This is a genomic window from Stenotrophomonas sp. GD03654 (assembly GCF_029845105.1).
Classification (GTDB): Bacteria; Pseudomonadota; Gammaproteobacteria; order Xanthomonadales; family Xanthomonadaceae; genus Stenotrophomonas; species Stenotrophomonas africana.
This window is the reverse complement of the sequence record NZ_JAOCLC010000006.1, coordinates 96,972-118,782: the sequence shown is the minus strand read 5'-3', so window position 1 is coordinate 118,782 and position 21,811 is coordinate 96,972. Positions and strand designations below refer to the sequence as shown.

The window sequence follows — 21,811 nt, the reverse complement described above, 5'->3', positions numbered from 1 at the left end:
GCGTGGATGAAGGCCCTTCAAATTCAGCGTGCCAGGCCATCCAGCAACGGCACGCGCTGCGCAATGGCATCACCCACCTGCAGCTCGGCATCGCTGGCCTCCAGCGGCAGCACCGCCAGTGCCAGGTCGCCGGCCACGCTGGCAATCGTGCCCAGCGCCGCGCCTTCCTGCTGCACGCCATCGCCGGCCTGCGCCGTTGCCGCGGTATGCAGCAACTGCACCGCGCGCTTGGCTTTGCCGAGGAAGTGGGTGCGGGCGACGATTTCCTGGCCGGGATAGCAGCCCTTCTTCACGCTGTAACCGTTCAGGCGGTCCAACCCCAGCTGCTGCGGGGTCCACACTTCGCGCTGGCTTTCTTCCAGCCGGGGTAGGCCGTAGCGCAGGTCGGCCTGGCGCCAGGCCAGTGCGAAAGCGGCCTCATCGGCTTCACTGCCGGCAGCAAAGGCATCGGCGCTGCCAATGCGCAGGGTCCGCGGCAAGGCGTCGCTGCCCAGGTCCAGCTCCCAACCGTCACCTGCGGTCTGCGCAATCGCGGCGCCACTGGCGGCCTCGGGTGCGGTGAACGCGCCGGCCACCGCCAGATCGCTGCGCAGCAGCACTTTGACCTTGCGGCGGAACACGAAGCGCTGCAGTTGCGACGCAATCGCATCGGCATCGCCGTCGGCCAGCACCAGCATTACGTGGTCTTCGGCCAGCCGAAGCAGCTGGAACACCGCCAGGGTGCGGCCCTTGGCGCTCAACCAGGCGCTCCACTGCCAGTGCTGCAGGGGCAGGGCAGTGACGTCGCTGCTGAACTGGGCGTGGGCGAAAACGGCCGCATCCACGCCCTGCAGGCTCAGCAACTGGTGGCCGGGCAGGCGCGGATATCCGACGAAAGCAGGGGGCAGGTTGTCAGGCACGTGAACGAGGTCTAAAATTTGTGCGTTGCGAGACCGAACATGATAGGCCAAACAACCCCCACTCCCGACGACGAATCTGAAGCCCCGCTGGTCCCTGCGGCACCCGTGCCCGTGGAACAGGAAAAGGCAGAGGAATTCGGCGGCCGCGGCGGACTTGATCCGGTGCGGTATGGCGATTGGGAGAAAAACGGACGCTGCATCGATTTCTGATCAGCATTGAGCCAACGCGGCCGCGTGCCGCCCAGCCGAGACAACGAGCCCAGCGAATGGCGACCAGACAACGCCCACTTTCCCCGCACCTTCAGGTGTATCGCTGGCAGATTCAGATGGCCACCTCGATCCTGCATCGAGCCACTGGCGTCTTTCTGTCTGTTGGTGCCCTCATCATCGCCGCCGGGCTGCTGGCCCTGATGATGGGGCCCGAGTCCTGGAACTGCTTCACCGGCCATGCCGGGGCCTGGTATGGCCGCGTGTTCCTGTTCGCGTGGACATGGTCGTTCGCCTATCACCTGTGCAATGGCATCCGCCATGTGGTGCAGGACTTCGCCATCGGCTTCAGCATCCCCGCGTTCATCCGCAGCAGCTGGCTGTCGGTCATCGGCAGCCTGGTGATCACCCTGCTGGTGTGGGCCTATGTGATGTTCGGAGGTGCCGCATGAGCAAGTTCCGTACCCCGTTGAAGAGCGTGCGCGGCCTGGGCTCGGCCAAGACCGGCACCGAGCACTTCGTGCACCAGCGCCTGACTGCCGCCGCCCTGGTGGCGCTGGGCATCTGGTTCCTGGTCTTCGTGCTGAGCCTGCTGGGCTCGGACTACGCGACCGCCGCCGCCGCCGTGGCCAAGCCGTGGAATGCAGTGCCGCTGATCGGCCTGCTGATCGCCATGTTCTGGCACGCGCAGCTCGGCATGCAGGTCGTGCTGGAAGACTACATCCACGAATCGCTGCTGGCCCTGGTGCTGCAGACCGCGGTGAAGTTCGTCGCCGTGCTCGGCATGATCGTCAGTGTGTTTGCGGTGGGCCGCATCGCCCTCGGCGTTGCCTGAGCCCAGGCACCAACACAGGAATCCAGATTAGATGTCCGCTTACAAGATCACCGAACACAAGTACGACATGGTCGTGGTCGGCGCCGGCGGCGCCGGCCTGCGCGCCACGTTCGGCCTGGCCGCCAAGGGCCTGCAGACCGTGTGCCTGACCAAGGTCTTCCCGACCCGTTCGCACACCGTTGCCGCCCAGGGCGGTATTTCCGCCGCGCTCGGCAACATGGGCGAGGACGACTGGCGCTACCACTTCTTCGACACCATCAAGGGGTCGGACTGGCTGGGCGACCAGGATGCCATCGAATACATGTGCCGTGAGGCCATCCCGGCCATCATCGAGCTCGAACACTACGGCGTGCCGTTCTCGCGCACCGCCGAAGGCAAGATCTACCAGCGTCCGTTCGGTGGCATGACCACCAAGTACGGTGAAGGCCCGGCGGCGCAGCGTACCTGCGCGGCGGCTGACCGTACCGGCCACGCGATGCTGCACACCCTGTACCAGCAGTCGCTGAAGCACGATGCGCGCTTCATGATCGAGTACTTCGCGCTCGACCTGATCTTCGACGACGACGGCGCCTGCCGCGGTGTGCTGGCCCTGGACATGTCCGACGGCACCCTGCACCTGTTCCGCGCCCAGGGCGTGGTGCTGGCCACCGGCGGCTACGGCCGCGCCTACTTCAGCGCCACCTCGGCGCATACCTGCACCGGCGACGGTGGCGGCCTGGCCATGCGCGCCGGCATCGCCATGCAGGACATGGAGTTCGTGCAGTTCCATCCGACCGGCATCTACGGCGCCGGCTGCCTGATCACCGAGGGTGTCCGCGGTGAAGGCGGCATCCTGCGCAACAGCAGCGGCGAGCGCTTCATGGAACGCTACGCACCGCATTACAAGGACCTGGCCTCGCGCGACGTGGTCAGCCGTTCGATGACCATCGAGATCCGCGAAGGCCGCGGCGTCGGCGAGCACAAGGATCACATCCTGCTCGACCTGACCCACCTCGGCCCGGGCGTGATCGACGACAAGCTGCCGGGCATCGCCGAGAGCGCCCGCATCTTCGCTGGCGTCGACGTGCACAAGCAGCCGATTCCGGTCATTCCGACCGTGCACTACAACATGGGCGGCATCCCGACCAACTACCACGGTGAAGTGGTGCAGCGGGTCGGCGACAACGACAATGCCGTGGTGCCGGGCCTGTACGCCATCGGCGAAGCGGCCTGCGTGTCCGTGCATGGCGCCAACCGCCTGGGTTCGAACTCGCTGCTGGATCTGGTGGTGTTCGGTCGTGCGGTGGCCAACCGCTGCGCCGAGACCATCAAGCCGGGCGCATCGCACAAGCCGCTGGCGTCTGATGCGTGCGACAAGGCACTGGGCCTGCTGGACAAGCTGCGCCACGCCAACGGCGATACCCCGACCTCGGTCATCCGCGATCGCATGCAGCGCACCATGCAGGCCGACGCGGCAGTCTTCCGCACCAGCCAGACGCTGAAGGAAGGCTGCGAGAAGATGGACAAGATCTTCGACTCGTTCCAGGACGTGAAGGTCTCCGACCGTTCGCTGGTGTGGAACTCGGACCTGATCGAGACCTACGAGCTGAACAACCTGCTGCTCAACGCGGTGGCGACGATCAACTCGGCCGAACAGCGCAAGGAAAGCCGCGGCGCGCATGCGCACGAGGACTTCCCGGACCGCGACGACGTCAACTGGCAGAAGCACACCCTGGTCAGCGTCGACGAGAAGGGCAAGTGCAGCTTCGACTACCGTCCGGTGCACATGTACACGTTGACCGACGACGTGTCCGTAGTGCCGCCGAAGCCGCGCGTGTACTGATCCGACCCCGCCTACCATGCAATCCGCGCCCAAGGGCGCGGGCCGCCTGAGCCAACGAGAGCAGCCATGGCCGAGTTTTCACTCCCCAAGAATTCCAAGATCACGAAGGGCAAGCACTTCCCCGTCAAGAACGGCGGCAAGAACGTGCGCACCTTCAAGATCTACCGCTGGAGTCCGGACGACGACAGCAACCCGCGCACCGACACCTATGAAGTTGATCTGGACGCCTGTGGCCCGATGGTCCTGGACGCCCTGATCAAGATCAAGAACGAGATCGACCCGACCCTGACCTTCCGCCGCTCCTGCCGCGAAGGTATCTGTGGTTCGTGCGCGATGAACATCGACGGCACCAACACCCTGGCCTGCACCCGAGCCATCTCGGACTGCGGCAAGAAGGAAGTGCCGATCTATCCGCTGCCGCACATGAACGTGGTCAAGGATCTGGTTCCGGACCTGACCCACTTCTACGCGCAGTACGCGTCGATCAAGCCGTGGATCCGCACTCAGACCCCGGCACCGCCGGACCGTGAGCGCCTGCAGTCGCCGGAAGACCGCAAGAAGCTGGACGGCCTGTACGAGTGCATCCTGTGCGCGTGCTGCTCGACCAGCTGCCCGAGCTACTGGTGGAACGGCGAGCGTTACCTGGGCCCGGCGATCCTGCTACAGGCCTACCGCTGGATCATCGACTCGCGTGATGAGGACACCGGTGCGCGCCTGGACGATCTGGAAGATCCGTTCAAGCTGTACCGCTGCCACACCATCATGAACTGCGCCCGGACCTGCCCGAAGGGCCTGAACCCGGCGCTGGCGATCGCCGAGATCAAGAAGCTGATGATGGAACGCCGCGCCTGATCGGCTCTGGCTGTACCCGGTAGAGCCGCGCCATCCGTGGCTGTGCCACCCCAGTAGAGCCACGCCATGCGTGGCTTTGCTGTATCTGGAGAAACACGATGGAAGAAGATGTTCTGCTGAAGAAGCTGCGCTGGCGCTGCCGCCGCGGCATGCGCGAGCTGGACCAGCTGTTCGGCCGTTATCTGGACCGTGAATGGAGCACTGCGCCGACCGAAGAGCGCGAAGTTTTCCTGTTCCTGCTCGACTGCGAGGACGATAAGTTGTGGCGCTGGTTCATGGGCTATGAGGCCTGCCCGCATGCGCACGCGATCCCCCTCATGCAGAAGATCCTCGCCCTCAAGCCTTGAGTGGCGCCCCTCGCGGCTCCAGGCCGCCGCCCAGCTGGCGGTACTGCTGGCCGCACCCTGGCTGCTGCGCGCATCGGATCTGCCGCCACGGCTGCTGATGCCCGCCGTGTTGCTGGCCTGGGGCGTCGGGTTGGCCGAACTGGCCTGGCGCCAGCGCAGGCCGCGCGTGCAGGTGCTTCTGCCGGTACCGCCCGAGCCGCTGCAGGTGGCCGGGGAGGACGTCGATGCACCACAACTGGTCGTGCGTGGCCCATGGTTGTTGCTGCTCTGGCGTGAGGATCGGCGCCGCCGGCGCCTGCTGTTCTGGCCCGATGTGCTCGATTCCGGGCAGCGACGTGAACTGCGACTGGCCGTGGCCGCACGCAGCGTTTCCCGTCGGCCCCGGTCAATGGCACCATAAGCTGAATTGACTGGCGTGCCTGCATGTTCAAACCCATTCCCGTGGCGATCGGCCTGCGCTACCTGCGCGCCAAGCGCCGCAACGGCTTCATCTCCTTCATCTCGATGGCATCGATTCTGGGCATCGCGCTCGGCGTTACGGTGCTGATCACCACCCTGGCGGTGATGAGCGGTTTCCAGAAGGAAATCCGCAGCCGCCTGCTGCAGATGACCGCGCACACCACCATCAGCCGCGACGGCGAGCCGATGCCGGACTGGATGCGCGTGGTGGACGTCGCCCGCAAGGACCCGCGCGTGGCCGGTGCCGCACCCTACATCGAGATCCAGTCGATGATCAGCGGCCCGCGCGTGCAGGGGGCGATCATCCAGGGCATCGATCCGGCGCTGGAGCCGAAAGTCTCGGTGATCGACAAGAAGGTCACCAAGGGCAGCTATGACAGCCTCAAGCCGGGCAGCTTCAACCTGCTGCTGGGCAAGGAACTGGCGATCTGGCTGGGTGTTGACGTCGGCGACCAGGTACTGGTGACGTTTGCCGAAGTGCAAGGCACGCCCGCCGGCGCGGTGCCACGGATGAAACGCTTCACCGTCAGCGGCATCTTCGAGGCCGGCTACAACGAGGTCGATCGTGGCGTCGGCTTTGCCAACATGCAGGACCTGGAGCGCGTGCTGCGCAGCGATGGTGCCACCGGCGTACGGCTGAAGCTGCACGACATGGACCGCTCGCTGGAAGTGGGCGTGGACCTGGCGCAGAGCCTCGGCGGTGCTTACCGCGTGAGTGACTGGACCCAGCAGAACGCCAACCTCTACCACTCGCTGCGCATGGAGAAGGTGGTGATGGGCATCCTGCTGTCGCTGATCATCGCCATGGGTGCCTTCAACCTGGTGTCCTCGCAGGTGATGCTGGTGACCGACAAGCAGGCCGACATCGCCATCCTGCGCACCCTTGGCCTGACTCCTGGCGGGGTGATGCAGGTGTTCATGGTGCAGGGTTCGCTGATCGGCATCTTCGGCACGCTGGCCGGCCTGATCGGCGGCATCACCCTGACCCTCAACCTGGAGCGCATCCTCGGCGCCATCGAGAGCGTGTTCAACGTCAAGCTGCTGCCGGAGGATGTGTACTACATCACCGGCCTGCCGACCGACATGCAGACCGGCGACGTGGTGGCGATCACCGTGGTCGCGCTGCTGATGAGCTTCCTGGCCACCCTGTATCCCGCCTGGCGGGCAGCACGCACCCAGCCGGCGGAGGCCCTGCGTTATGAATAAGGTCTTCAACCGCGGCGATGAAGTGATCCGCGCCGAAGCACTGGGCAAGACCTACGCCGAAGGGCGCATGCAGACCCCGGTGTTCGATGGCCTGGACCTGACCGTCACCGCCGGCGAGACGGTGGCGATCATCGGTGCCTCCGGCGCCGGCAAGAGCACGCTGCTGCACCTGCTGGGTGGCCTGGACATTCCCACCGCCGGCGAGGTCTATGTGACCGGCCAGCGCATGTCGGCGCTGTCGGACACCGCGCGCGGCCTGCTGCGCAACCAGGCGCTGGGCTTCGTCTACCAGTTCCATCACCTGCTGCCGGAGTTCACCGCGCTGGAAAACGTGATGATGCCGGTACTGCTGGCTGGCACTGCGGTCGCAGAAGCGAGCAGCCGCGCCACCACGCTGCTGGAAGCGGTCGGCCTCGGCCATCGCCTGGACCACAAGCCGGGCGAGCTGTCCGGTGGTGAGCGCCAGCGTGCTGCGGTGGCGCGGGCACTGGTCAATCATCCGGCCTGCGTGCTCGGTGACGAGCCGACCGGCAACCTGGATGACCGCACGGCTGCAACGGTGTTCGAGCTGATGCTGGAACTGAATCGTGCGCGTCACACCAGTCTGGTGCTGGTCACCCACGACCGCAGCCTGGCGCGGCGCCTGGACCGGGTGCTGGAGCTGCGCGAAGGGCGCCTGCACGCGCTGGCGCACGCCGACGTCTGAGGCGCTGGGCCCGCTTTGGAAGAGACCGGCCCTGGTCGGCTGTTCTTGTAGGGCAAGCGCCAACCGAGGTTGGCGACTACCGGAATCCGGGGCCTTGGGTCTGCTTTGGTAGAGGTCGACCTGGGTCGACCGCCGACCGGCGCCTGAATGGGGCTGCCGGTCGTCGCGCCGGGTTGCCGGCCCAGGCGCATGATGGCGACAGTTCCCTGAGGAGATCGCCATGAAGACCCCGATCCTGATGGCCGGACTCTGCCTGGCCCTGGCCGCCTGCGCGACCACTGGCCGGCTCAGCAGCGCCGAGAAGCTCGACCTGTACCGCGCCCACGCCGGTGCGCCGCAGAACGACATGCAGTTCTTCGGCACCCTCAATGGCTGGACCGAGCTGGGCGACAGCGCGCTGGCGGTGTGGACGCGCCCGAGCGAGGCCTACCTGCTGGAGCTGAGAGGCCCCTGCCAGGACCTGCCGTATGCCACCGCCATCGGCCTGACCAGCCAGATGAACCGTGTTTCGGCGCGCTTCGACAAAGTGCTGGTGCGCGACCCTACCGGCGGCCCGCGCATGCCGTGCTTCATCAACAGCATTCGCAAGCTGGACGTGAAGGCGCTGCGTGCCTCAGAACAGGAGCTGCGCCAGGCGCAGGTGCAGGAGCGCGAGGAAAACACCGCGCCGGCGAAATGATCAAAAAAGGGGACGGAGGGGATTAAGTCGTTTGTGCCACAAACGACTTAATCCCCTCCGTCCCCTTTTTGTTGGCGGCCGGCACTACCTGTGCGTCAGGCTTCCGGGGTGAAGCCTGCCGGCTTTTCCGCGTCCTTCTCGAACAGGAACTTGACCAGTTCGCCTTCAAGGAACGCGCGATGTTCCGGCGTACGCGGCGACAGGCGGTTCTCGTTGATCAGCATGGTCTGGTGCGCCAGCCACGCAGCCCAGGCCTGCTTGCCGATGTTGTTGAAGATGCGCTGGCCCAGCTCGCCGGGGTAGGGCACGAAGTCCAGGCCCTCGGCATCGCGTTGTTCGTACTGGCAGAAGACGGTTCGGGGCATGGCGCTCACTCGTGGTTGCGGGGTTTCTTGGAAGTTCGTTTTGGCGTCTTGATCGTCGCGCCGTCGAGCAGTTTGCGGATCGGCGCGGGCAGGCCCAGCGCGGGCAGTTCATCGTAGGCGACCCAGCGCAGCGTGGGCTCCTCCACGCGCAGGCCATGTACCTGCCGCGCCAGCACCTGCAGGTGCAGCCTGTAGTGGCTGAAGGTGTGCTGCAGCACTGGCAGCTCCTCGGCATCTTCCAGCGAGCCATCGACATGGGCATCGAACCAGTCCTGCAGCACGCTGCCGGCGTCGGCCTGCGGCAGTGTCCACAGCTGCGCCCAGATGCCGGTGTCCGGCCGCTTCTGCAGCAGCACGCGCTGCTGGGCGTCGCGCAGCAGTAGGGCCACTGCTTCGCGCTCGGGCAGGGTCCTGCTGGGCTTGGGCGTGGGTAGTTCAGCGGTGCGGCCTTCGCGGCGCGCCACGCACGCGTCCTGCAGCGGGCAGATCACGCAGGCGGGTTTGGCGCGGCTGCACACGGTCGCGCCCAGGTCCATCTGCGCCTGGGTGTAATCGGCCATGCGCCCGGCCGGCACCTGCGCCACGTGCGCCTCGGCGATCGCCCACAACTGCTTCTCGATGGCCGGCAGGCCCGGGAAGCCCTCGATGCCGTGGTAGCGGCTGAGCACGCGCTTGACGTTGCCGTCGAGGATCGCGAACGGGTCGTTCCAGGCTTGGCTGAGGATCGCGCCAGCGGTGCTGCGGCCGATGCCGGGCAGGGCATGCAATGCATCGAAATCGCGCGGCAGGTCGCCGTCGTGCAGTTCCACGCAGCGCTTTGCAGCGGCATGCAGGTTGCGTGCACGGGCGTAGTAGCCGAGCCCGGCCCACTGCGCCATCACCGCGTCGTTGCTGGCGGCGGCGAGGTCGGGCAGGGTCGGGAAGTGCTGCAGGAACCGCTGGAAGTACGGGATGACCGTGGCCACCTGGGTCTGCTGCAGCATGATTTCCGACAGCCAGACCCGATAGGGGCTGCGCGGATGCTGCCAGGGCAGGTCGTGGCGACCGTGGGCGTCGAACCAGTGCAGCAGGCGGGAGACGAAGTCGTCTTGCTGGGCAGTGCTGGCGCTGGCGTGCGGCTGGCGGGGCATCGGTGTTCCAGAGAGGCAGCCACCCGTGGGGTGGCTCTACCGGATTGCAGTAGAGCCACGCCTTGCGTGGCTGCGCGGTGTATCAGCCGCCCAGCGCTTCGGGCAGCAGGGCGTCGACGAAGGCTTCCGGGTCGAACACGCGCAGGTCTTCCGGGCGCTCGCCGATGCCGGCGAAACGGATCGGAATGCCGAACTCGCGGGCCAGTGCGAACACCACGCCTCCCTTGGCGGTGCCGTCCAGCTTGGTCACCACCAAACCGGTCACGTTCACCGCGGCATTGAACTGGCGCAACTGCGACAGCGCGTTCTGGCCGGTGGTGCCGTCGATCACCATCAACACCTCGTGAGGTGCAGTAGCGTCGATCTTGCCGAGCACGCGGCGGATCTTGCCCAGCTCGTTCATCAGACCGGACTGGGTGTGCAGGCGGCCGGCGGTATCGGCGATCAGCACCGAGGTGCCACGGGCCTTGCCGGCCTGCAGCGCATCGAATGCCACCGAAGCGGCATCCGCGTTCTGCCCCTGCGCGACCACGGCCACGCCGTTGCGCTCGCCCCAGGCCTGCAACTGGGCCACGGCGGCGGCACGGAAGGTGTCACCGGCGGCCAGCATCAGGCTGTGGCCATCGTCCTTGAAGCGCTTGGCCAGCTTGCCGATGGTGGTGGTCTTGCCGACGCCGTTGACGCCGACGGTCAGCACCACGAAGGGCTTGGCGTTGCGGTCGATCACCAGCGGCTTGGCCACCGGCTGCAGGATTGCGATCAGCTCGGCGCGCAGCGCGGCCAGCAGTGCATTGGCGTCGGCGAACTCGCGCGACTTCATGCGCTTGCGCAGGCCCTCGACCAGATCGGTGGTGGCACCTACGCCGACATCGGCGGTGATCAGTGCGGTTTCCAGCTCGTCCAGCAGGTCGTCGTCGAGCTTGGGGTTGCGCGAGAACAGGCCACCGAAGCTGCGCGCGATGACGCTGTTGCGCAGGCGCTCGCGCCAGCCGGGCTTGCCGGCAGGCGCCGGAACGGCGTCGACCGAGGCGGCGGCAGGCAGATCGTCGGTGACAGGTGTGGGGGTGGGCTCAGGCAGCGGTGCGGGTGCCGGTTCGATGGCCAGGGCCGCGACGGGGGCGACGTCGATCTGCGCCGTGGGTGCAGGAGCTGCCGGAACCGGTGCGACTGGAGCCGGAACCACCGGGGTCGGCTCGACAGCGTTCGGAACGATGGCTGCGGGGGGCGGCTCGACCGGTGCAGTCTCGGCCGGTACGGCTACCGGTGCCGGCTTCTTGTCCTCGACCGGCGCGGCCGACGGGAACGCCGCCGCCAGCTCTTCAGCCGAGTAGTGCTGGGTCTTGGGTGCCTCCGTTGCGGGGGCATCCTGGGGCTTCTTGCGGCGGAAAAAACTGAGCATTGGCAAAAGGCGCTGAAATCAGAGGGATATGCTACCACTCGGGCCTGTCGGGCCGATGTGGACTCAAGGTCGCGGCCCGCCGGCCGTTAACCGGTCCGGAGGGCTGCGCAGGGCGGCCCGGAGACCGCCATGAACAACGTGATGGGAATCGCCCTCAGCGGGACGCGTGTGGCCCAGCAGGGCGTGCAGGTGGCCGCGCACAACGTGGCCAACCTGGCGACTCCCGATGCCCAACGCCTGCAGCTGCAGCGTAGTGCGGTGGAGCAGGGCGGGGTGAAGGCTTCGGTGACGTCCATTGGCGCCGATACCCGCGCACCGCTGGGTGATCTGCTGGCGGCGAAAGCCGAGGTGGTGGCCTTCGCCGCCAATGCCACGGTGATCCGCCGCCAGGACCAGATGCTGGGCTCGCTGCTGGATCGCGAGGTCTGAGCAGCCCACTTCGGTAGGTGCCAACCGCCGCCCCAGGTGGGGGCCAACCTTGGTTGGCATGCTCGACCCGCCCTGGTAGGTGCCAACCTCGGTTGGCACTCATGGAGCAGTCGAGCATGGCTCGACTCTACAAAAGCGCGTCACCAAGGTTGGCCTCCATCCTGTCAATCAGGCCGACAGCTCCAGCAGCAGCTTGTTCAGGCGCGCCACATAGGCGCCCGGGTCCTTCAGGCTGTCACCGGCGGCCAGTGCGGCCTGGTCGAACAGCACCCGGCCTAGATCATCGAAACGCGCGCCGTCGGCTTCGGCATCGAGCTTGGCGATCAGCGGGTGGCCCGGATTGATTTCCAGCACCGGCTTGCTGTCCGGCACCTTCTGCCCGCTGGCTTCCAGGATCTGGCGCATCTGCAGGCCCAGGTCCTGTTCGCCGATGGCCAGCACCGCCGGAGAATCGGTCAGGCGGTGCGACACGCGCACTTCGGCCACGTCATCGCCCAGCACCGTCTTCAGGCGCTCGACCAGGCCCTGCTTGTCCTTGGCGGCTGCTTCCTGTTCCTGCTTGTCGGCCTCGCTTTCCAGCGCGCCCAGGTCGAGGTCGCCACGGGCGATGTCGACGAAGCCCTTGCCGTCGAAATCGGTCAGGTAGCCCATGAGCCACTCGTCGATGCGGTCGGTCAGCAGCAGCACTTCCACGCCCTTCTTGCGGAACACTTCCAGGTGCGGGCTGTTGCGCACCTGGCTGTAGCTCTCGCCGGTCAGGTAGTAGATCTTGTCCTGGCCTTCGGCCATGCGGCCGAGGTAATCGGCCAGCGACACGGTCTGCGCATCGCCGTCGCCACGGGTGGAGGCGAAGCGCAGCAGGCCGGCCACCTTCTCGCGGTTGTTGTAGTCCTCGGCCGGACCTTCCTTCAGCACCTGGCCGAATTCCTTCCAGAACGTGGCGTACTGCTCCGGCTTGTCGGTGGCCAGCTTTTCCAGCATGTCCAGCGAGCGCTTGGTCAGCGCCGCCTTCATCGAATCGATGACCGGGCCGGACTGCAGGATCTCGCGCGAGACATTCAGCGACAGGTCGTTGGAATCGACCACGCCCTTGATGAAGCGCAGGTACAGCGGCAGGAACTGTTCGGCCTGGTCCATCACGAACACGCGCTGCACATACAGCTTCAGGCCCTTGGGCGCGTCGCGGTGGTACAGGTCGAACGGCGCGCGGCCGGGCACGTACAGCAGCGAGGTGTACTCCAGCTTGCCTTCGACCTTGTTGTGGCTCCACGCCAGCGGATCGCTGTGGTCGTGCGCCACGTGCTTGTAGAACTCGGTGTACTCGGCGTCGCTGATCTCGGTGCGCGGACGGGTCCACAGCGCGCTGGCGCGATTGACGGTTTCCCATTCGACCGCGGCGCCTTCTTCGCCACCTTCCTTCGGCATCTGGATCGGAAGGCCGATATGGTCCGAATACTTCTTGAGGATGCTGCGCAGGCGCCAGCCGTCGGCGAAATCATGCTCGCCGTCCTTCAGGTGCAGCACGATGCGGGTGCCGCGCTCGGCTTTGTCGACAGTGGCCACGTCGAAATCGCCTTCGCCGCGCGAGGTCCAGCGCACGCCTTCGCCTGCAGCCAGGCCGGCGCGGCGCGAGGTCACTTCCACTTCGTCGGCAACGATGAAGGCGCTGTAGAAACCGACGCCGAACTGGCCGATCAGCTGCGAATCCTTCTTCTGGTCGCCGGACAGCTGGCGCAGGAAATCGCCGGTGCCGGACTTGGCGATCGTGCCGAGATGGGCAATCGCCTCGGCGCGGCTCATGCCGATGCCGTTGTCTTCGATGGTGATGGTGTGCGCGGTGGGGTCGAAGCTGACGCGCACGCGCAGCTCGCTGTCGCCTTCCAGCAGGGCCGGCTGGGTCAGGGCCTCGAAGCGCAGCTTGTCGGCGGCGTCGGCGGCGTTGGAGACCAGCTCGCGCAGGAAGATTTCCTTGTTGGAGTACAGCGAGTGGATCATCAGCTGCAGCAGCTGCTTGACTTCGGTCTGGAAGCCAAGGGTTTCGGTCTGGATGGTGTCGGTCATCGATAGGGCTCCATGTGCAATGCCGCGCCAGCGCGTGCGGCCTCGCCAAGGGGTATGGCTGATTGTCCCGAAATCAAGGGGTTGTTCGGCAGGGCTTGCAGCCCTGCACCTGCAGAGGCCGAAGCAACAGCAACAGCAACAGCAACAGCGGGCTATCCGTGGGATGGCGGGGCGGTGTGGGTTGGCAGGACACGCCGTGAACCCGTCCCTGGGGGCTCGATGGCGCCATCCATGGCGCCAACGGTCCTGCCTGCCCACACCGCCCCGCCTCTGACAGATTCCGTGTGCTGTTGGTGGGTGTCGACCTTGGTCGACACGGTAGATCCACGCCATGCGTGGATGAATCGCTGTCAGGCATCGAAAAACGGATGGCGTCGGATCTCTTTTTCAACGAAAAAGGGCACGCCAGCGAGCAACACTGAATACGGGACACAGTGCCCCTCATCTGCTGCTATCGCCAATTCACCTTGACCTGTTAACGTGCAGTAATGACCTGTGGCATTCTCCTCGTAACACATCCCGGGGTCGGGACCGCCCTGCTTGACGTGGCGACCCGGCTCCTGCGGCAGTTGCCGCTGAAAACAGAAGCTTTCGAAGTACCGTTCGACGCAGACCTGGACGCCCTGCTTCCGCTCGCCTCGGCCGCCCTGCGGCGGGTCGATGGCGGGGAAGGCGTGCTGATCCTGACCGACCTGTACGGTGCCAGCCCCGCCAACCTTGCCGGGCAGCTGGCCCGGCTGGGGACCCCGGTTCGCCGGGTGTCGGCGCTGAGCCTGCCGATGTTGCTGCGGGTGATGAATTATCCGGAACAGGGACTGGATCAACTGCCCGCCACAGCCGCGGCGGGTACCCGTAATGGAGCGATAGTCGACGATGCTTGAACGAGAACTCACCGTCAGCAACCGCCTGGGCCTGCATGCCCGGGCCACCGCCAAGCTGGTGCAGACCCTGGCGCCGTTCCGCTGCAACGTGACCATGGCCGCCAAGGGCCGTGAGATCAACGCCAAGAGCATCATGGGCGTGATGCTGCTGGCCGCGGGCCAGGGTACTCCGGTCACGGTGCGTATCAACGGCGAGGACGAAGCTGCCGCGATGGAGGCGGTGGTCGGCCTGTTCGAGCGCCGCTTCGACGAGGACAACTGAGCGTGCCACGCGCACGCGCCGGCCAGGTCAGTTCCGGCCAACGGCCGGTACAGCTGCTGGCCGGCCATGGTGCGGCCCGTGGCACCGCGATGGGCCGGGCCCGCGTACGCCTGCCACATGCGCTTGAAGTCGCCGAACAACGCGTCGCCGCGCACCAGGTCGAAGCCGAACTGGCCCGCCTGCATCGAGCGGTGGATGCCGCACGCATGGAAATGCACGAGCTGCGACAACGCCTGCAGGGTGCACTGAACCAGGAAGTGGGCGAGTTCCTTGACCTGCATGCGCTGCTGCTGGACGATCCCGAGCTGCTGTTCGGGCTGGACGAGCTGATCCGCAGTGGCCCCTACAGTGCCGGCTATGCACTGCGTCTGCAGCGTGACCGCCTGGCCAAGGTCTTCGATGGCATGGACGATGCCTATCTGAAGAGCCGCATGGACGATCTCGATCATGTGATCGGCCGCATCCACGCCTTCCTGCAGCCCGAGCGGCCGCCAGCCGTGAAAGGCCTGGCGGGCGAAATCCTGGTCTGTGACAACATCGCGCCTTCCGAACTGGCGCAACTGCAGACGCAGGGGGTGGTCGGCATCGTCACCGCTGCCGGCAGCGCGCTGTCGCACAGCGCGATCCTGGCGCGCAGCCTGCACCTGCCCTTGATCGTCAACGTGCCGCAGCTGCTCAGCCGCATCGCCGATGGCGACGTGCTGATCATCGACGGCGCCGACGGCAGCATCACCGCCAACCCGCAGGCTGACAACCTGCGTGACTACCGCGCGCGCCTGAAAGAGCATGCGCGCGAGCAGCGCGAGCTCGGCCGCCTGCGCAGCAAACCCAGCCGCACCCGCGACCAGGTCGACATCGCCCTGCTGGCCAATGCCGAATCGCTGGAGGACGTCACCCAGGCGCATGCGCTGGGCGCGCAGGGACTGGGCCTGTACCGCACCGAATTCCTGTTCCTGCAGCGCAACGAGCTGCCGGACGAAGAAGAACAGTTCCAGACCTACCGCGATGCCGCGTTGGGCATGAGCGGGCGGCCGGTCACCATCCGCACGCTCGATCTGGGCGCGGACAAGGCCGACCGTACCGGCCTGACCCTGAGCAACGAAGAGAACCCGGCGCTGGGCCTGCGCGGTGTACGCCTGTCGCTGGCGCGGCCGAAAGTGGCTGACACCCAGCTGCGCGCGATCCTGCGTGCCTCGGCCTACGGCAAGCTGCGCGTGCTGGTGCCGATGGTCAGCACCCGCGAAGAGTTGCTGGCGGTGCGTCGGCGCATGTTCAAGTTGACCGAACAGCTGCGCGGCGAAGGCCACATGGTGTCCGACCACGTGCCACTGGGCGCGATGATCGAGGTTCCGGCCGCCGCGCTGGCGCTGGAGAGCTTCATCGACCTGGTCGACTTCCTGTCGATCGGCACCAACGACCTGGTGCAGTACCTGCTGGCCGCCGATCGCAACAACGAAGCACTGGGCGAACTGTATTCGCCACTGCACCCGGCCGTGCTGCGCCTGCTGCAGATGGTGATCGAGACCGGCGCACGTCATCGCATCCCGGTGGCGGTCTGCGGCGAAATCGCGGGTGACTCAAGGATGACCCCGCTGCTGCTGGCGCTGGGCCTGACCGAGTTCAGCCTGCACCCGGGCACGCTGCTGGAAGTGCGCCGGGCCGTCCGCGAAGCCGACCTGGGTGCCCTGCGCGCCCGCGCACCGAAGCTGCTGGCCGCACGCGACCGCCGCGCCATCGAGCGCTGGCTGGCGCTGGTGGCGGATACGCCCTGAGCGCCAAGGGTGGTGCCGGCCGCCACCCGGCGGCTATGCGTTGAAACATCCCCTTGCGATAATGACGCGCTGAACACCCCTGTTGCCGCATCCTTGCCGGGATCGCGGCTTTTCTTATCCCGCGGGAGCTGCGATGGCTGAAGCTGTACGCCACGACAAGACTGCGCGCCAACTGCGGATGCTGTCCGATGCACTGGACAGCGGTCGGCTGGGCCCGGTGCGTCGCCTGGTCAACACCCTGGCGCCGGCCGAAATCGGCAACCTGCTCGAATCGCTGCCGCCGGGCAAGCGTGCCATCGTGTGGGGCCTGGTCGACCCGGAAGACGACGGCGAAGTGCTGGTCCACGTCGGCGAGGAAGTGCGCGAAAGCCTGCTGGCCGACATGGACCCGGACGAGATCATCGCCGCGGTCGAAGACCTGGACATCGACGATCTGGCCGACCTGGTCGAAGACCTGCCGGATACGGTCATCGACGAAGTCCTCAAGTCGATGGACCGCGAGAACCGCGAGCGCCTCGAACAGGTACTGTCCTATCCCGAGGACAGTGCCGGCCGCCTGATGAACCCGGACGTGGTGACCGTGCGCGCCGACGTCAACGTCGACGTGGTGCTGCGCTACCTGCGCCTGCGCGGCGAACTGCCGGACCACACCGACCACCTGTTCGTGGTCAGCCGCCGCCACCAGTACCTGGGCCGCGTCTCGCTGGCCGCGCTGGTCACCCATGAAGACACCACGCCGATCAACCGCCTGATCGACGACGAGCAGCCGGCCATCGACGTGGGCGAGAGCGACCAGGAAGTGGCGCGGCAGTTCTCCGACCATGACTGGATCTCCGCGCCGGTGGTGGACGACAACAACATCCTGATCGGCCGCATCACCATCGATGACGTGGTGGACATCATCCGCGGCCAGGCCGAGCACCAGGCGCTGGGCGCCGCCGGCCTGGACGAGGACGAGGATCTGTTCAGCCCGGTCTGGCGCGCCATGCGCCGGCGCCTGATGTGGCTGTCGGTGAACCTGTGCACCGCCTTCCTGGCCTCCAGCGTGGTCGGCCACTTCGAAGGCACCATCGACAAGCTGGTCGCGCTGGCCGTGCTGATGCCGATCGTCGCCGGCCTCGGCGGCAATGCGGGCACCCAGGTGCTCGCGCTGATGGTGCGCGGCCTGGCACTGGGCCAGGTGGGCGCGTCCAACGCGCGCACACTGCTGTGGAAGGAAGTGCGGGTGGCGCTGTTGAACGGCGTGATGCTGGGCTCAGTGCTGGGGCTGATCGTGCTGGCCTGGTTCCACTCGCCCGGGCTGTCGGCGGTGATCGCCATCGCGCTGACCTGCAATCTGCTGTTCGCAGCACTGGCCGGCGTGCTGGTGCCGCTCACACTGAAACGCTTCGGCTTCGACCCGGCCTTGGCCAGTGGCATCTTCCTCACCGCCGTGACCGACTCGATGGGCTTCTTCACTTTCCTCGGCCTGGCCACCCTGGTCCTGCTGCATTGATTCCTGCGGGGTCGGATTCCTGCGACGCAGGCCTCCGACCCACCTCCATTCCTGGAACCTCCCATGGCAACAACGATCGAAAACTACTTCCAGCCCGGCTGGCGCGACCAGCAGCACACCTGCCCGGCCTGCGAATGGAAGGGCTGCTCGCGCGCCATGGTGATGGAGCTGGACGAGGATGCCACCGAGTACGACTGCCCGGTCTGCGAGAACCCGATGCTGGTGGTTCTGCATCCGAACATGACGCAGGTGCAGGCAGCTGCGGCCGAAGGCAACGCCGAGGCGCAGGAGCAGTTGGACATCATCGCCAGTTTTCCGCGCCCGCAGTGACGCAGCGCATGATGCCGTGTTGACCCGCGGCGGACTAGGATGCAGGTGACCCTGCCGCCCCGGGAAATCCCATGGTCCGTTCGATGTCGCGCTGGCTGCCGCTGCTGGCCTTTCTGATGATGACCGGTTGCACCTCGCTGCCGGACAGCGCGCGCGGGCGCTTCGAAGCCCGCGCGGTGAAGGTGGAGGGGGAAACTGCCTACTACCAGGTGTTCATACCGGCCGGCGTTGAGGCCACCGCTCCCACCAAACTCCCGGTCATCCTGTTCCTGCACGGCTCCGGCGAACGCGGCGGCGATGGCGTCAAGCAGACCCACGCCGGGCTGGGGCCTTACCTGCGCGCGCATCCCGATTTCCCCGCCCTGGTGGTGTTCCCGCAGGTGCCGGCCCACGAGGAATGGAGCGGCCGCAACAACCGTGCGGCAGTGGCCGCGCTGGACGCGACCATCGCCGAATTCGGCGCCGATCCGGCACGGCAGTACCTGACCGGCATGTCGATGGGCGGCTATGGCAGCTGGAACATCGCGCTGGATGATCCGCACCGCTTTGCCGCGATTGTCCCCGTGTGCGGCGCGGTACTTGCACCACGCGCGAAGCGCCCGACCCTGTTCGTCGAGCAGGTCGCTCAGGAGGCCGACCCGTATACAGTGATCGCCAAGCGACTGCAGCACACGCCGATCTGGATCTTCCACGGCGCACTGGATGACGTGGTGCCACCGGACGACGACCGCAGGCTGAATGTCGCATTCCAGAGCGCCGCCGCACGCGACGTGCGCTACACCGAATACCCGGAAGGCAACCACAACGCCTGGGACGCCACCTATGCGGACCCCGCAATGTGGGAATGGCTGTTCGCGCAGAAGCGCTGAGCTGCAGCTTCTGGTAGTTGCCAACCTTGGTTGGCATTGACTGCTCTGGTAGTTGCCAACCTCGGTTGGCACTGGCCTACCTGAAACCAAGCCATTCCCCGATGTTCAGTGGAAGCAGACCCGTCCATGCTTGCTCCATGCAGAACACACGTCTCCTGCTCGGTCGTCGCTCCAGCATCGGCCTCAGCTATATCCTCACCACCGTCGTCCATGACCGCGCGCCGCTCTTCACCAACGCCGCAGCGGCCGACTTGGCAGTGCGCGAATTCCAGCGACTGGATCAGGAAGGCTTCACCCGCTCGATTGCCTACGTGGTCATGCCCGACCACATCCACTGGCTGATCGAACTACGTGCAGGAACGCTGGAAACCGTCATGAAGCGTTTCAAGTCGCGCACAGCCCAGCAGGCAAACCGGTTGTTGGGGCGAGTCGGACGCTTCTGGCAGGCCTGCTACCACGATCATGCGATCCGCTCTGACGAATCGTTGCACCGGCATGTGATGTATCTGATGGGAAATCCGATCAGGGCCGGGCTGACGACGCGGTTTGGGCAATATCCCCATGCATGGTGCAAATGGGAGCTTGGGGCTTCGTGTGATCCGCTCGACAACTTGGGCGCGGATGGATAGTGCCAACCAAGGTTGGCATCTACCAGAGCGGTGCGCGGTCAAGCCGCGCGGTAAGTGTGTCAACCAAGGTTGACACCTACCAGAGCGGGCGATCAGCCCAGCAGGGTTTCCAGCACGGCCATGCGCACGGCGACGCCGTTGGCAACCTGGCGCAGCACCCACGACTGCGGGCCGTCGGCCACCTCGTCGGTCACTTCCACGCCGCGGTTGATCGGGCCCGGGTGCAGCACCGCTGCATCCTTGCCGGCGCGGGCCAGGCGTTGGTTGGTCAGGCCGTACTGCGCGTGGTACTGCTCCAGCGACGGCACCAGGCCTTCTTCCATGCGCTCGCGCTGCAGGCGCAGCATCATCAGCGCGTCGACGCCTTCCAGCATCGCGTCGAAATCATCGCCGACCACGCAGCCCTTCAGGGTCTCGTCATCCGGCAGCAGCGACTGCGGGCCGCACACGCGGATCTCGCCCACGCCCAGCGTACGCAGCGCATGCAGGTCGGTGCGGGCCACCCGCGAGTGCTTCACGTCGCCGACGATCACCACTTTCATCTTCGAGAAATCCGGGCCCTTGGCCTGGCGCAGGGTCAGCATGTCCAGCAGGCCCTGGGTCGGGTGCGCGCTGCGACCGTCACCGGCGTTGATCAGTGCAGTGCCCTCGCCCGCCGCTTCGGCCAGTGCGGCCACGGCGCCATCATCGGGGTGGCGCACCACGAAGCCGCGCACGCCCATCGCTTCCAGGTTGCGCAGCGTGTCGCAGGCGGTTTCGCCCTTGCGCGTGGACGAGGTCGAGGCATCGAAGTTGAGCACATCGGCGCCCAGGCGCTGCGCGGCCAACTGGAACGAGCTGCGGGTGCGCGTGGACGGTTCGAAGAACAGCGTGCACACCGCCGAACCGGCCAGCACGTGGCGCTTGTTGCCGACACGGCCGACTGCGGCATCGCGGATCTGACCTGCCCGGTCAAGCAGCTGCAGCAGGGTCTCGCGCGGCAGGCCCTCCAGGGTCAGCAGGTGGCGCAGGCGTCCGGAGGCATCGATTTGCTGGGCAGTCATGGCGGGAGTCGGGCAGTCAGGGAATGGGGGTGGCGTCGTCGGGGGACGACAGCCAGCGGTCGATGATCACCGCCGCGGCCACGGCATCGAGGGCGGCCGCATCACGGCGGCGCTTGCGCCCTTCGGCGCGCTCGACGGCGAAGCGGCGGGCGGCCTCGACCGAGCTGGAACGCTCGTCGATCATCACCACCGGCAGCTTGAAACGTTCCCGCAGCTGGCGGGCGAAGCCCTGCGCACGCTTGCGGTTGGGCTGGTCCTGGCCGTCCAGGGTCAGCGGGTCGCCGACCACCAGGCCGTCGGGCTTCCATTCCTTGAGCAGGCGTTCGATCGCGGTCCAGTCCGGGCCGTTGCCGTGTACATCGACTACGGCTACCGCACGCGCATGCGCGGCGAAGGCACTGCCGATGGCTACACCGATACGGCGCGAGCCGACATCGAAACCCAGAACGGTGCCATCACGGCGGATCGCCGGGGCAGCAGAATCCAGCGCGGGCGTGATGGGCTCAGACATGGCCGCTGTAGTCGGTGAGCCGGAACAGGTCCACACCGATGCGCGAGGCGGCACCCTGCCAGCGCTGCTCAAGCGGCAGCTGGAACACCAGTTCGGCATCGGCCGGCACGGTCAGCCAGCTGTTCTCGGACAGCTCGCTTTCCAGCTGCCCCGCGCCCCAACCGGCACAGCCGAGGGTGACCACGGCGTTGGCAGGACCTTCGCCGCGCGCCATCGCTTCGAGGATGTCGCGCGAGGTGGTCAGGTACAGGCCGTCGCCCACGATCAGGCTGGAATCCCACGCCCGCGCGTCGTCATGGATGACGAAGCCGCGTTCGGGATGCACCGGACCGCCGTTGAGCACCATGCGCGCCTGCAGGTCGCCATCACCGGTGGTGATGTCCATCTGTGCAAGCACTTCACCCAGCGTGTACTCGGAAGGCTGGTTGACCAGCACGCCCATCGCACCGTTCTCGTCGTGCTGGCAGATCAGCGCGACGCTGCGGGCGAAGGTCGCGTCGAGCAGCGACGGCAGCGCGACGAGCAGGTGATCGGCAAGGGAAGTCGGCGTAACAGGCATGGCCCCATTCTACCTGCTGGGGGCGGGATGGTCGCGCGATGGACGCGTGCGGCGATCGGCTAGG

At 66.5% G+C, this 21,811-nt stretch carries 26 protein-coding genes; 18 read left to right on the top strand and 8 right to left on the bottom strand.

What is annotated here, in order from left to right:
* Positions 1-23: 23 nt before the first annotated feature.
* Positions 24-899, bottom strand: a complete 876-nt coding sequence (locus N5J73_RS04375) for a folate-binding protein YgfZ (protein ID WP_049447606.1) — start codon at positions 897-899, stop codon at positions 24-26.
* A gap of 39 nt (positions 900-938) precedes the next feature.
* On the opposite strand from N5J73_RS04375, the gene N5J73_RS04370 reads away from it, so the two are divergent.
* The 10 genes from N5J73_RS04370 to N5J73_RS04325 all read left to right on the top strand — a co-directional run bounded on the left by N5J73_RS04370 (position 939) and on the right by N5J73_RS04325 (position 8,012).
* A complete protein-coding gene (locus tag N5J73_RS04370; RefSeq protein ID WP_005409075.1) occupies positions 939-1,109 on the top strand; it encodes a DUF1674 domain-containing protein in 171 nt (56 codons plus the stop codon).
* Positions 1,110-1,165: 56 nt separating this feature from the next.
* Positions 1,166-1,558 carry a succinate dehydrogenase, cytochrome b556 subunit gene (gene sdhC, locus N5J73_RS04365; RefSeq protein WP_024958620.1) on the top strand — a complete coding sequence of 131 codons (393 nt, stop codon included), beginning with the start codon at positions 1,166-1,168 and terminating at the stop codon, positions 1,556-1,558.
* Entirely contained in the window at positions 1,555-1,941 is a 387-nt protein-coding gene (sdhD, locus tag N5J73_RS04360; protein ID WP_024958619.1) for a succinate dehydrogenase, hydrophobic membrane anchor protein, read from the top strand. The genes sdhC and sdhD overlap by 4 nt, the downstream gene beginning before the upstream one ends.
* A 31-nt stretch (positions 1,942-1,972) precedes the next feature.
* Positions 1,973-3,763: a succinate dehydrogenase flavoprotein subunit gene (sdhA, locus tag N5J73_RS04355; RefSeq protein WP_049447605.1), complete on the top strand. Its 1,791-nt coding sequence runs from the start codon at positions 1,973-1,975 to the stop codon at positions 3,761-3,763.
* Between the two features lie 66 nt (positions 3,764-3,829).
* Positions 3,830-4,615 carry a succinate dehydrogenase iron-sulfur subunit gene (locus N5J73_RS04350; protein WP_005409079.1) on the top strand — a complete coding sequence of 262 codons (786 nt, stop codon included), beginning with the start codon at positions 3,830-3,832 and terminating at the stop codon, positions 4,613-4,615.
* 98 nt (positions 4,616-4,713) lie between these two features.
* The gene (locus N5J73_RS04345) at positions 4,714-4,962 is read left to right on the top strand and encodes a succinate dehydrogenase assembly factor 2 (RefSeq protein ID WP_004153155.1); all 249 of its coding nucleotides are present in this window, start codon (positions 4,714-4,716) and stop codon (positions 4,960-4,962) included.
* The gene (locus N5J73_RS04340; protein WP_049447603.1) at positions 4,913-5,362 is read left to right on the top strand and encodes a hypothetical protein; all 450 of its coding nucleotides are present in this window, start codon (positions 4,913-4,915) and stop codon (positions 5,360-5,362) included. Before N5J73_RS04345 ends, N5J73_RS04340 begins: the two co-directional genes overlap by 50 nt.
* A 23-nt stretch (positions 5,363-5,385) precedes the next feature.
* Positions 5,386-6,627 (top strand): lipoprotein-releasing ABC transporter permease subunit, encoded by a 1,242-nt coding sequence (locus tag N5J73_RS04335; RefSeq protein ID WP_049447601.1) that lies wholly within the window; start codon positions 5,386-5,388, stop codon positions 6,625-6,627.
* Positions 6,620-7,333: a lipoprotein-releasing ABC transporter ATP-binding protein LolD gene (lolD, locus tag N5J73_RS04330; protein WP_005409083.1), complete on the top strand. Its 714-nt coding sequence runs from the start codon at positions 6,620-6,622 to the stop codon at positions 7,331-7,333. The genes N5J73_RS04335 and lolD overlap by 8 nt, the downstream gene beginning before the upstream one ends.
* Positions 7,334-7,553: 220 nt before the next feature.
* Positions 7,554-8,012: a DUF6491 family protein gene (locus N5J73_RS04325; protein WP_088479160.1), complete on the top strand. Its 459-nt coding sequence runs from the start codon at positions 7,554-7,556 to the stop codon at positions 8,010-8,012.
* Positions 8,013-8,107: 95 nt separating this feature from the next.
* Here the strand turns inward: N5J73_RS04325 and N5J73_RS04320 are convergent, their stop codons facing one another.
* From N5J73_RS04320 to ftsY, 3 genes are all read right to left on the bottom strand, one after another.
* Entirely contained in the window at positions 8,108-8,377 is a 270-nt protein-coding gene (locus N5J73_RS04320; RefSeq protein WP_014036808.1) for an oxidative damage protection protein, read from the bottom strand.
* Positions 8,378-8,382: 5 nt separating this feature from the next.
* On the bottom strand, positions 8,383-9,507 hold the full coding sequence (gene mutY / locus N5J73_RS04315) for an A/G-specific adenine glycosylase (RefSeq protein ID WP_049445702.1): 1,125 nt from the start codon (positions 9,505-9,507) through the stop codon (positions 8,383-8,385).
* Between the two features lie 82 nt (positions 9,508-9,589).
* Complete coding sequence (gene ftsY, locus N5J73_RS04310) at positions 9,590-10,906, bottom strand: signal recognition particle-docking protein FtsY (RefSeq protein ID WP_049445700.1); 1,317 nt, start codon at positions 10,904-10,906, stop codon at positions 9,590-9,592.
* A 129-nt stretch (positions 10,907-11,035) separates the two neighbouring features.
* Here ftsY and N5J73_RS04305 point away from each other — a divergent pair, with 129 nt between their 5' ends.
* A complete protein-coding gene (locus N5J73_RS04305) occupies positions 11,036-11,335 on the top strand; it encodes a hypothetical protein (RefSeq protein WP_049445698.1) in 300 nt (99 codons plus the stop codon).
* Positions 11,336-11,503: 168 nt separating this feature from the next.
* On the opposite strand, the gene htpG is transcribed toward N5J73_RS04305, so the two are convergent.
* On the bottom strand, positions 11,504-13,396 hold the full coding sequence (htpG, locus tag N5J73_RS04300; protein WP_049445695.1) for a molecular chaperone HtpG: 1,893 nt from the start codon (positions 13,394-13,396) through the stop codon (positions 11,504-11,506).
* A gap of 488 nt (positions 13,397-13,884) precedes the next feature.
* On the opposite strand from htpG, the gene N5J73_RS04295 reads away from it, so the two are divergent.
* From N5J73_RS04295 to N5J73_RS04265, 7 genes are all read left to right on the top strand, one after another.
* Positions 13,885-14,277: a PTS fructose subfamily transporter subunit IIA gene (locus tag N5J73_RS04295; protein ID WP_010483657.1), complete on the top strand. Its 393-nt coding sequence runs from the start codon at positions 13,885-13,887 to the stop codon at positions 14,275-14,277.
* Positions 14,270-14,539 carry an HPr family phosphocarrier protein gene (locus N5J73_RS04290; protein ID WP_046983647.1) on the top strand — a complete coding sequence of 90 codons (270 nt, stop codon included), beginning with the start codon at positions 14,270-14,272 and terminating at the stop codon, positions 14,537-14,539. Before N5J73_RS04295 ends, N5J73_RS04290 begins: the two co-directional genes overlap by 8 nt.
* 2 nt (positions 14,540-14,541) lie before the next feature.
* Positions 14,542-16,311 carry a phosphoenolpyruvate--protein phosphotransferase gene (gene ptsP / locus N5J73_RS04285; RefSeq protein WP_049444185.1) on the top strand — a complete coding sequence of 590 codons (1,770 nt, stop codon included), beginning with the start codon at positions 14,542-14,544 and terminating at the stop codon, positions 16,309-16,311.
* A 133-nt stretch (positions 16,312-16,444) separates the two neighbouring features.
* Positions 16,445-17,806 (top strand): magnesium transporter, encoded by a 1,362-nt coding sequence (mgtE, locus tag N5J73_RS04280; protein ID WP_049444183.1) that lies wholly within the window; start codon positions 16,445-16,447, stop codon positions 17,804-17,806.
* 63 nt (positions 17,807-17,869) lie between these two features.
* Positions 17,870-18,136 carry a hypothetical protein gene (locus tag N5J73_RS04275; RefSeq protein WP_049444182.1) on the top strand — a complete coding sequence of 89 codons (267 nt, stop codon included), beginning with the start codon at positions 17,870-17,872 and terminating at the stop codon, positions 18,134-18,136.
* Between the two features lie 71 nt (positions 18,137-18,207).
* A complete protein-coding gene (locus tag N5J73_RS04270) occupies positions 18,208-19,005 on the top strand; it encodes a prolyl oligopeptidase family serine peptidase (protein ID WP_049444180.1) in 798 nt (265 codons plus the stop codon).
* A 137-nt stretch (positions 19,006-19,142) separates the two neighbouring features.
* The gene (locus N5J73_RS04265; protein ID WP_049444179.1) at positions 19,143-19,634 is read left to right on the top strand and encodes a transposase; all 492 of its coding nucleotides are present in this window, start codon (positions 19,143-19,145) and stop codon (positions 19,632-19,634) included.
* A gap of 92 nt (positions 19,635-19,726) precedes the next feature.
* Here N5J73_RS04265 and N5J73_RS04260 read toward each other — a convergent pair whose 3' ends face one another.
* From N5J73_RS04260 to N5J73_RS04250, 3 genes are read right to left on the bottom strand one after another with little or no spacing between them, the layout of a single operon-like run.
* Positions 19,727-20,677, bottom strand: coding sequence for an aspartate carbamoyltransferase catalytic subunit (locus tag N5J73_RS04260; RefSeq protein WP_049434434.1), 951 nt, complete (start codon positions 20,675-20,677; stop codon positions 19,727-19,729).
* Positions 20,678-20,693: 16 nt separating this feature from the next.
* Complete coding sequence (gene ruvX / locus N5J73_RS04255) at positions 20,694-21,188, bottom strand: Holliday junction resolvase RuvX (RefSeq protein ID WP_049444177.1); 495 nt, start codon at positions 21,186-21,188, stop codon at positions 20,694-20,696.
* On the bottom strand, positions 21,181-21,747 hold the full coding sequence (locus N5J73_RS04250) for a YqgE/AlgH family protein (RefSeq protein ID WP_014646224.1): 567 nt from the start codon (positions 21,745-21,747) through the stop codon (positions 21,181-21,183). Before N5J73_RS04250 ends, ruvX begins: the two co-directional genes overlap by 8 nt.
* Between the last annotated feature and the right edge of the window lie 64 nt (positions 21,748-21,811).

Bases quoted from the DNA above. Each gene is read 5' to 3' on its own strand.
- N5J73_RS04370 (WP_005409075.1), top strand. From the start codon at position 939: ATGATAGGCCAAACAACCCCCACTCCCGACGACGAATCTGAAGCCCCG.
- N5J73_RS04350 (WP_005409079.1), top strand. From the start codon at position 3,830: ATGGCCGAGTTTTCACTCCCCAAGAATTCCAAGATCACGAAGGGCAAG.
- sdhA (WP_049447605.1), top strand. From the start codon at position 1,973: ATGTCCGCTTACAAGATCACCGAACACAAGTACGACATGGTCGTGGTC.
- N5J73_RS04340 (WP_049447603.1), top strand. From the start codon at position 4,913: ATGCGCACGCGATCCCCCTCATGCAGAAGATCCTCGCCCTCAAGCCTT.
- N5J73_RS04250 (WP_014646224.1), bottom strand. From the start codon at position 21,747: ATGCCTGTTACGCCGACTTCCCTTGCCGATCACCTGCTCGTCGCGCTG.
- htpG (WP_049445695.1), bottom strand. From the start codon at position 13,396: ATGACCGACACCATCCAGACCGAAACCCTTGGCTTCCAGACCGAAGTC.
- sdhD (WP_024958619.1), top strand. From the start codon at position 1,555: ATGAGCAAGTTCCGTACCCCGTTGAAGAGCGTGCGCGGCCTGGGCTCG.
- N5J73_RS04320 (WP_014036808.1), bottom strand. From the start codon at position 8,377: ATGCCCCGAACCGTCTTCTGCCAGTACGAACAACGCGATGCCGAGGGC.
- N5J73_RS04345 (WP_004153155.1), top strand. From the start codon at position 4,714: ATGGAAGAAGATGTTCTGCTGAAGAAGCTGCGCTGGCGCTGCCGCCGC.
- sdhC (WP_024958620.1), top strand. From the start codon at position 1,166: ATGGCGACCAGACAACGCCCACTTTCCCCGCACCTTCAGGTGTATCGC.
- N5J73_RS04275 (WP_049444182.1), top strand. From the start codon at position 17,870: ATGGCAACAACGATCGAAAACTACTTCCAGCCCGGCTGGCGCGACCAG.
- N5J73_RS04270 (WP_049444180.1), top strand. From the start codon at position 18,208: ATGGTCCGTTCGATGTCGCGCTGGCTGCCGCTGCTGGCCTTTCTGATG.
- N5J73_RS04265 (WP_049444179.1), top strand. From the start codon at position 19,143: ATGCAGAACACACGTCTCCTGCTCGGTCGTCGCTCCAGCATCGGCCTC.
- mutY (WP_049445702.1), bottom strand. From the start codon at position 9,507: ATGCCCCGCCAGCCGCACGCCAGCGCCAGCACTGCCCAGCAAGACGAC.
- N5J73_RS04290 (WP_046983647.1), top strand. From the start codon at position 14,270: ATGCTTGAACGAGAACTCACCGTCAGCAACCGCCTGGGCCTGCATGCC.
- N5J73_RS04335 (WP_049447601.1), top strand. From the start codon at position 5,386: ATGTTCAAACCCATTCCCGTGGCGATCGGCCTGCGCTACCTGCGCGCC.
- lolD (WP_005409083.1), top strand. From the start codon at position 6,620: ATGAATAAGGTCTTCAACCGCGGCGATGAAGTGATCCGCGCCGAAGCA.
- ruvX (WP_049444177.1), bottom strand. From the start codon at position 21,188: ATGTCTGAGCCCATCACGCCCGCGCTGGATTCTGCTGCCCCGGCGATC.
- N5J73_RS04305 (WP_049445698.1), top strand. From the start codon at position 11,036: ATGAACAACGTGATGGGAATCGCCCTCAGCGGGACGCGTGTGGCCCAG.
- N5J73_RS04260 (WP_049434434.1), bottom strand. From the start codon at position 20,677: ATGACTGCCCAGCAAATCGATGCCTCCGGACGCCTGCGCCACCTGCTG.
- mgtE (WP_049444183.1), top strand. From the start codon at position 16,445: ATGGCTGAAGCTGTACGCCACGACAAGACTGCGCGCCAACTGCGGATG.
- N5J73_RS04295 (WP_010483657.1), top strand. From the start codon at position 13,885: ATGACCTGTGGCATTCTCCTCGTAACACATCCCGGGGTCGGGACCGCC.
- N5J73_RS04325 (WP_088479160.1), top strand. From the start codon at position 7,554: ATGAAGACCCCGATCCTGATGGCCGGACTCTGCCTGGCCCTGGCCGCC.
- ftsY (WP_049445700.1), bottom strand. From the start codon at position 10,906: ATGCTCAGTTTTTTCCGCCGCAAGAAGCCCCAGGATGCCCCCGCAACG.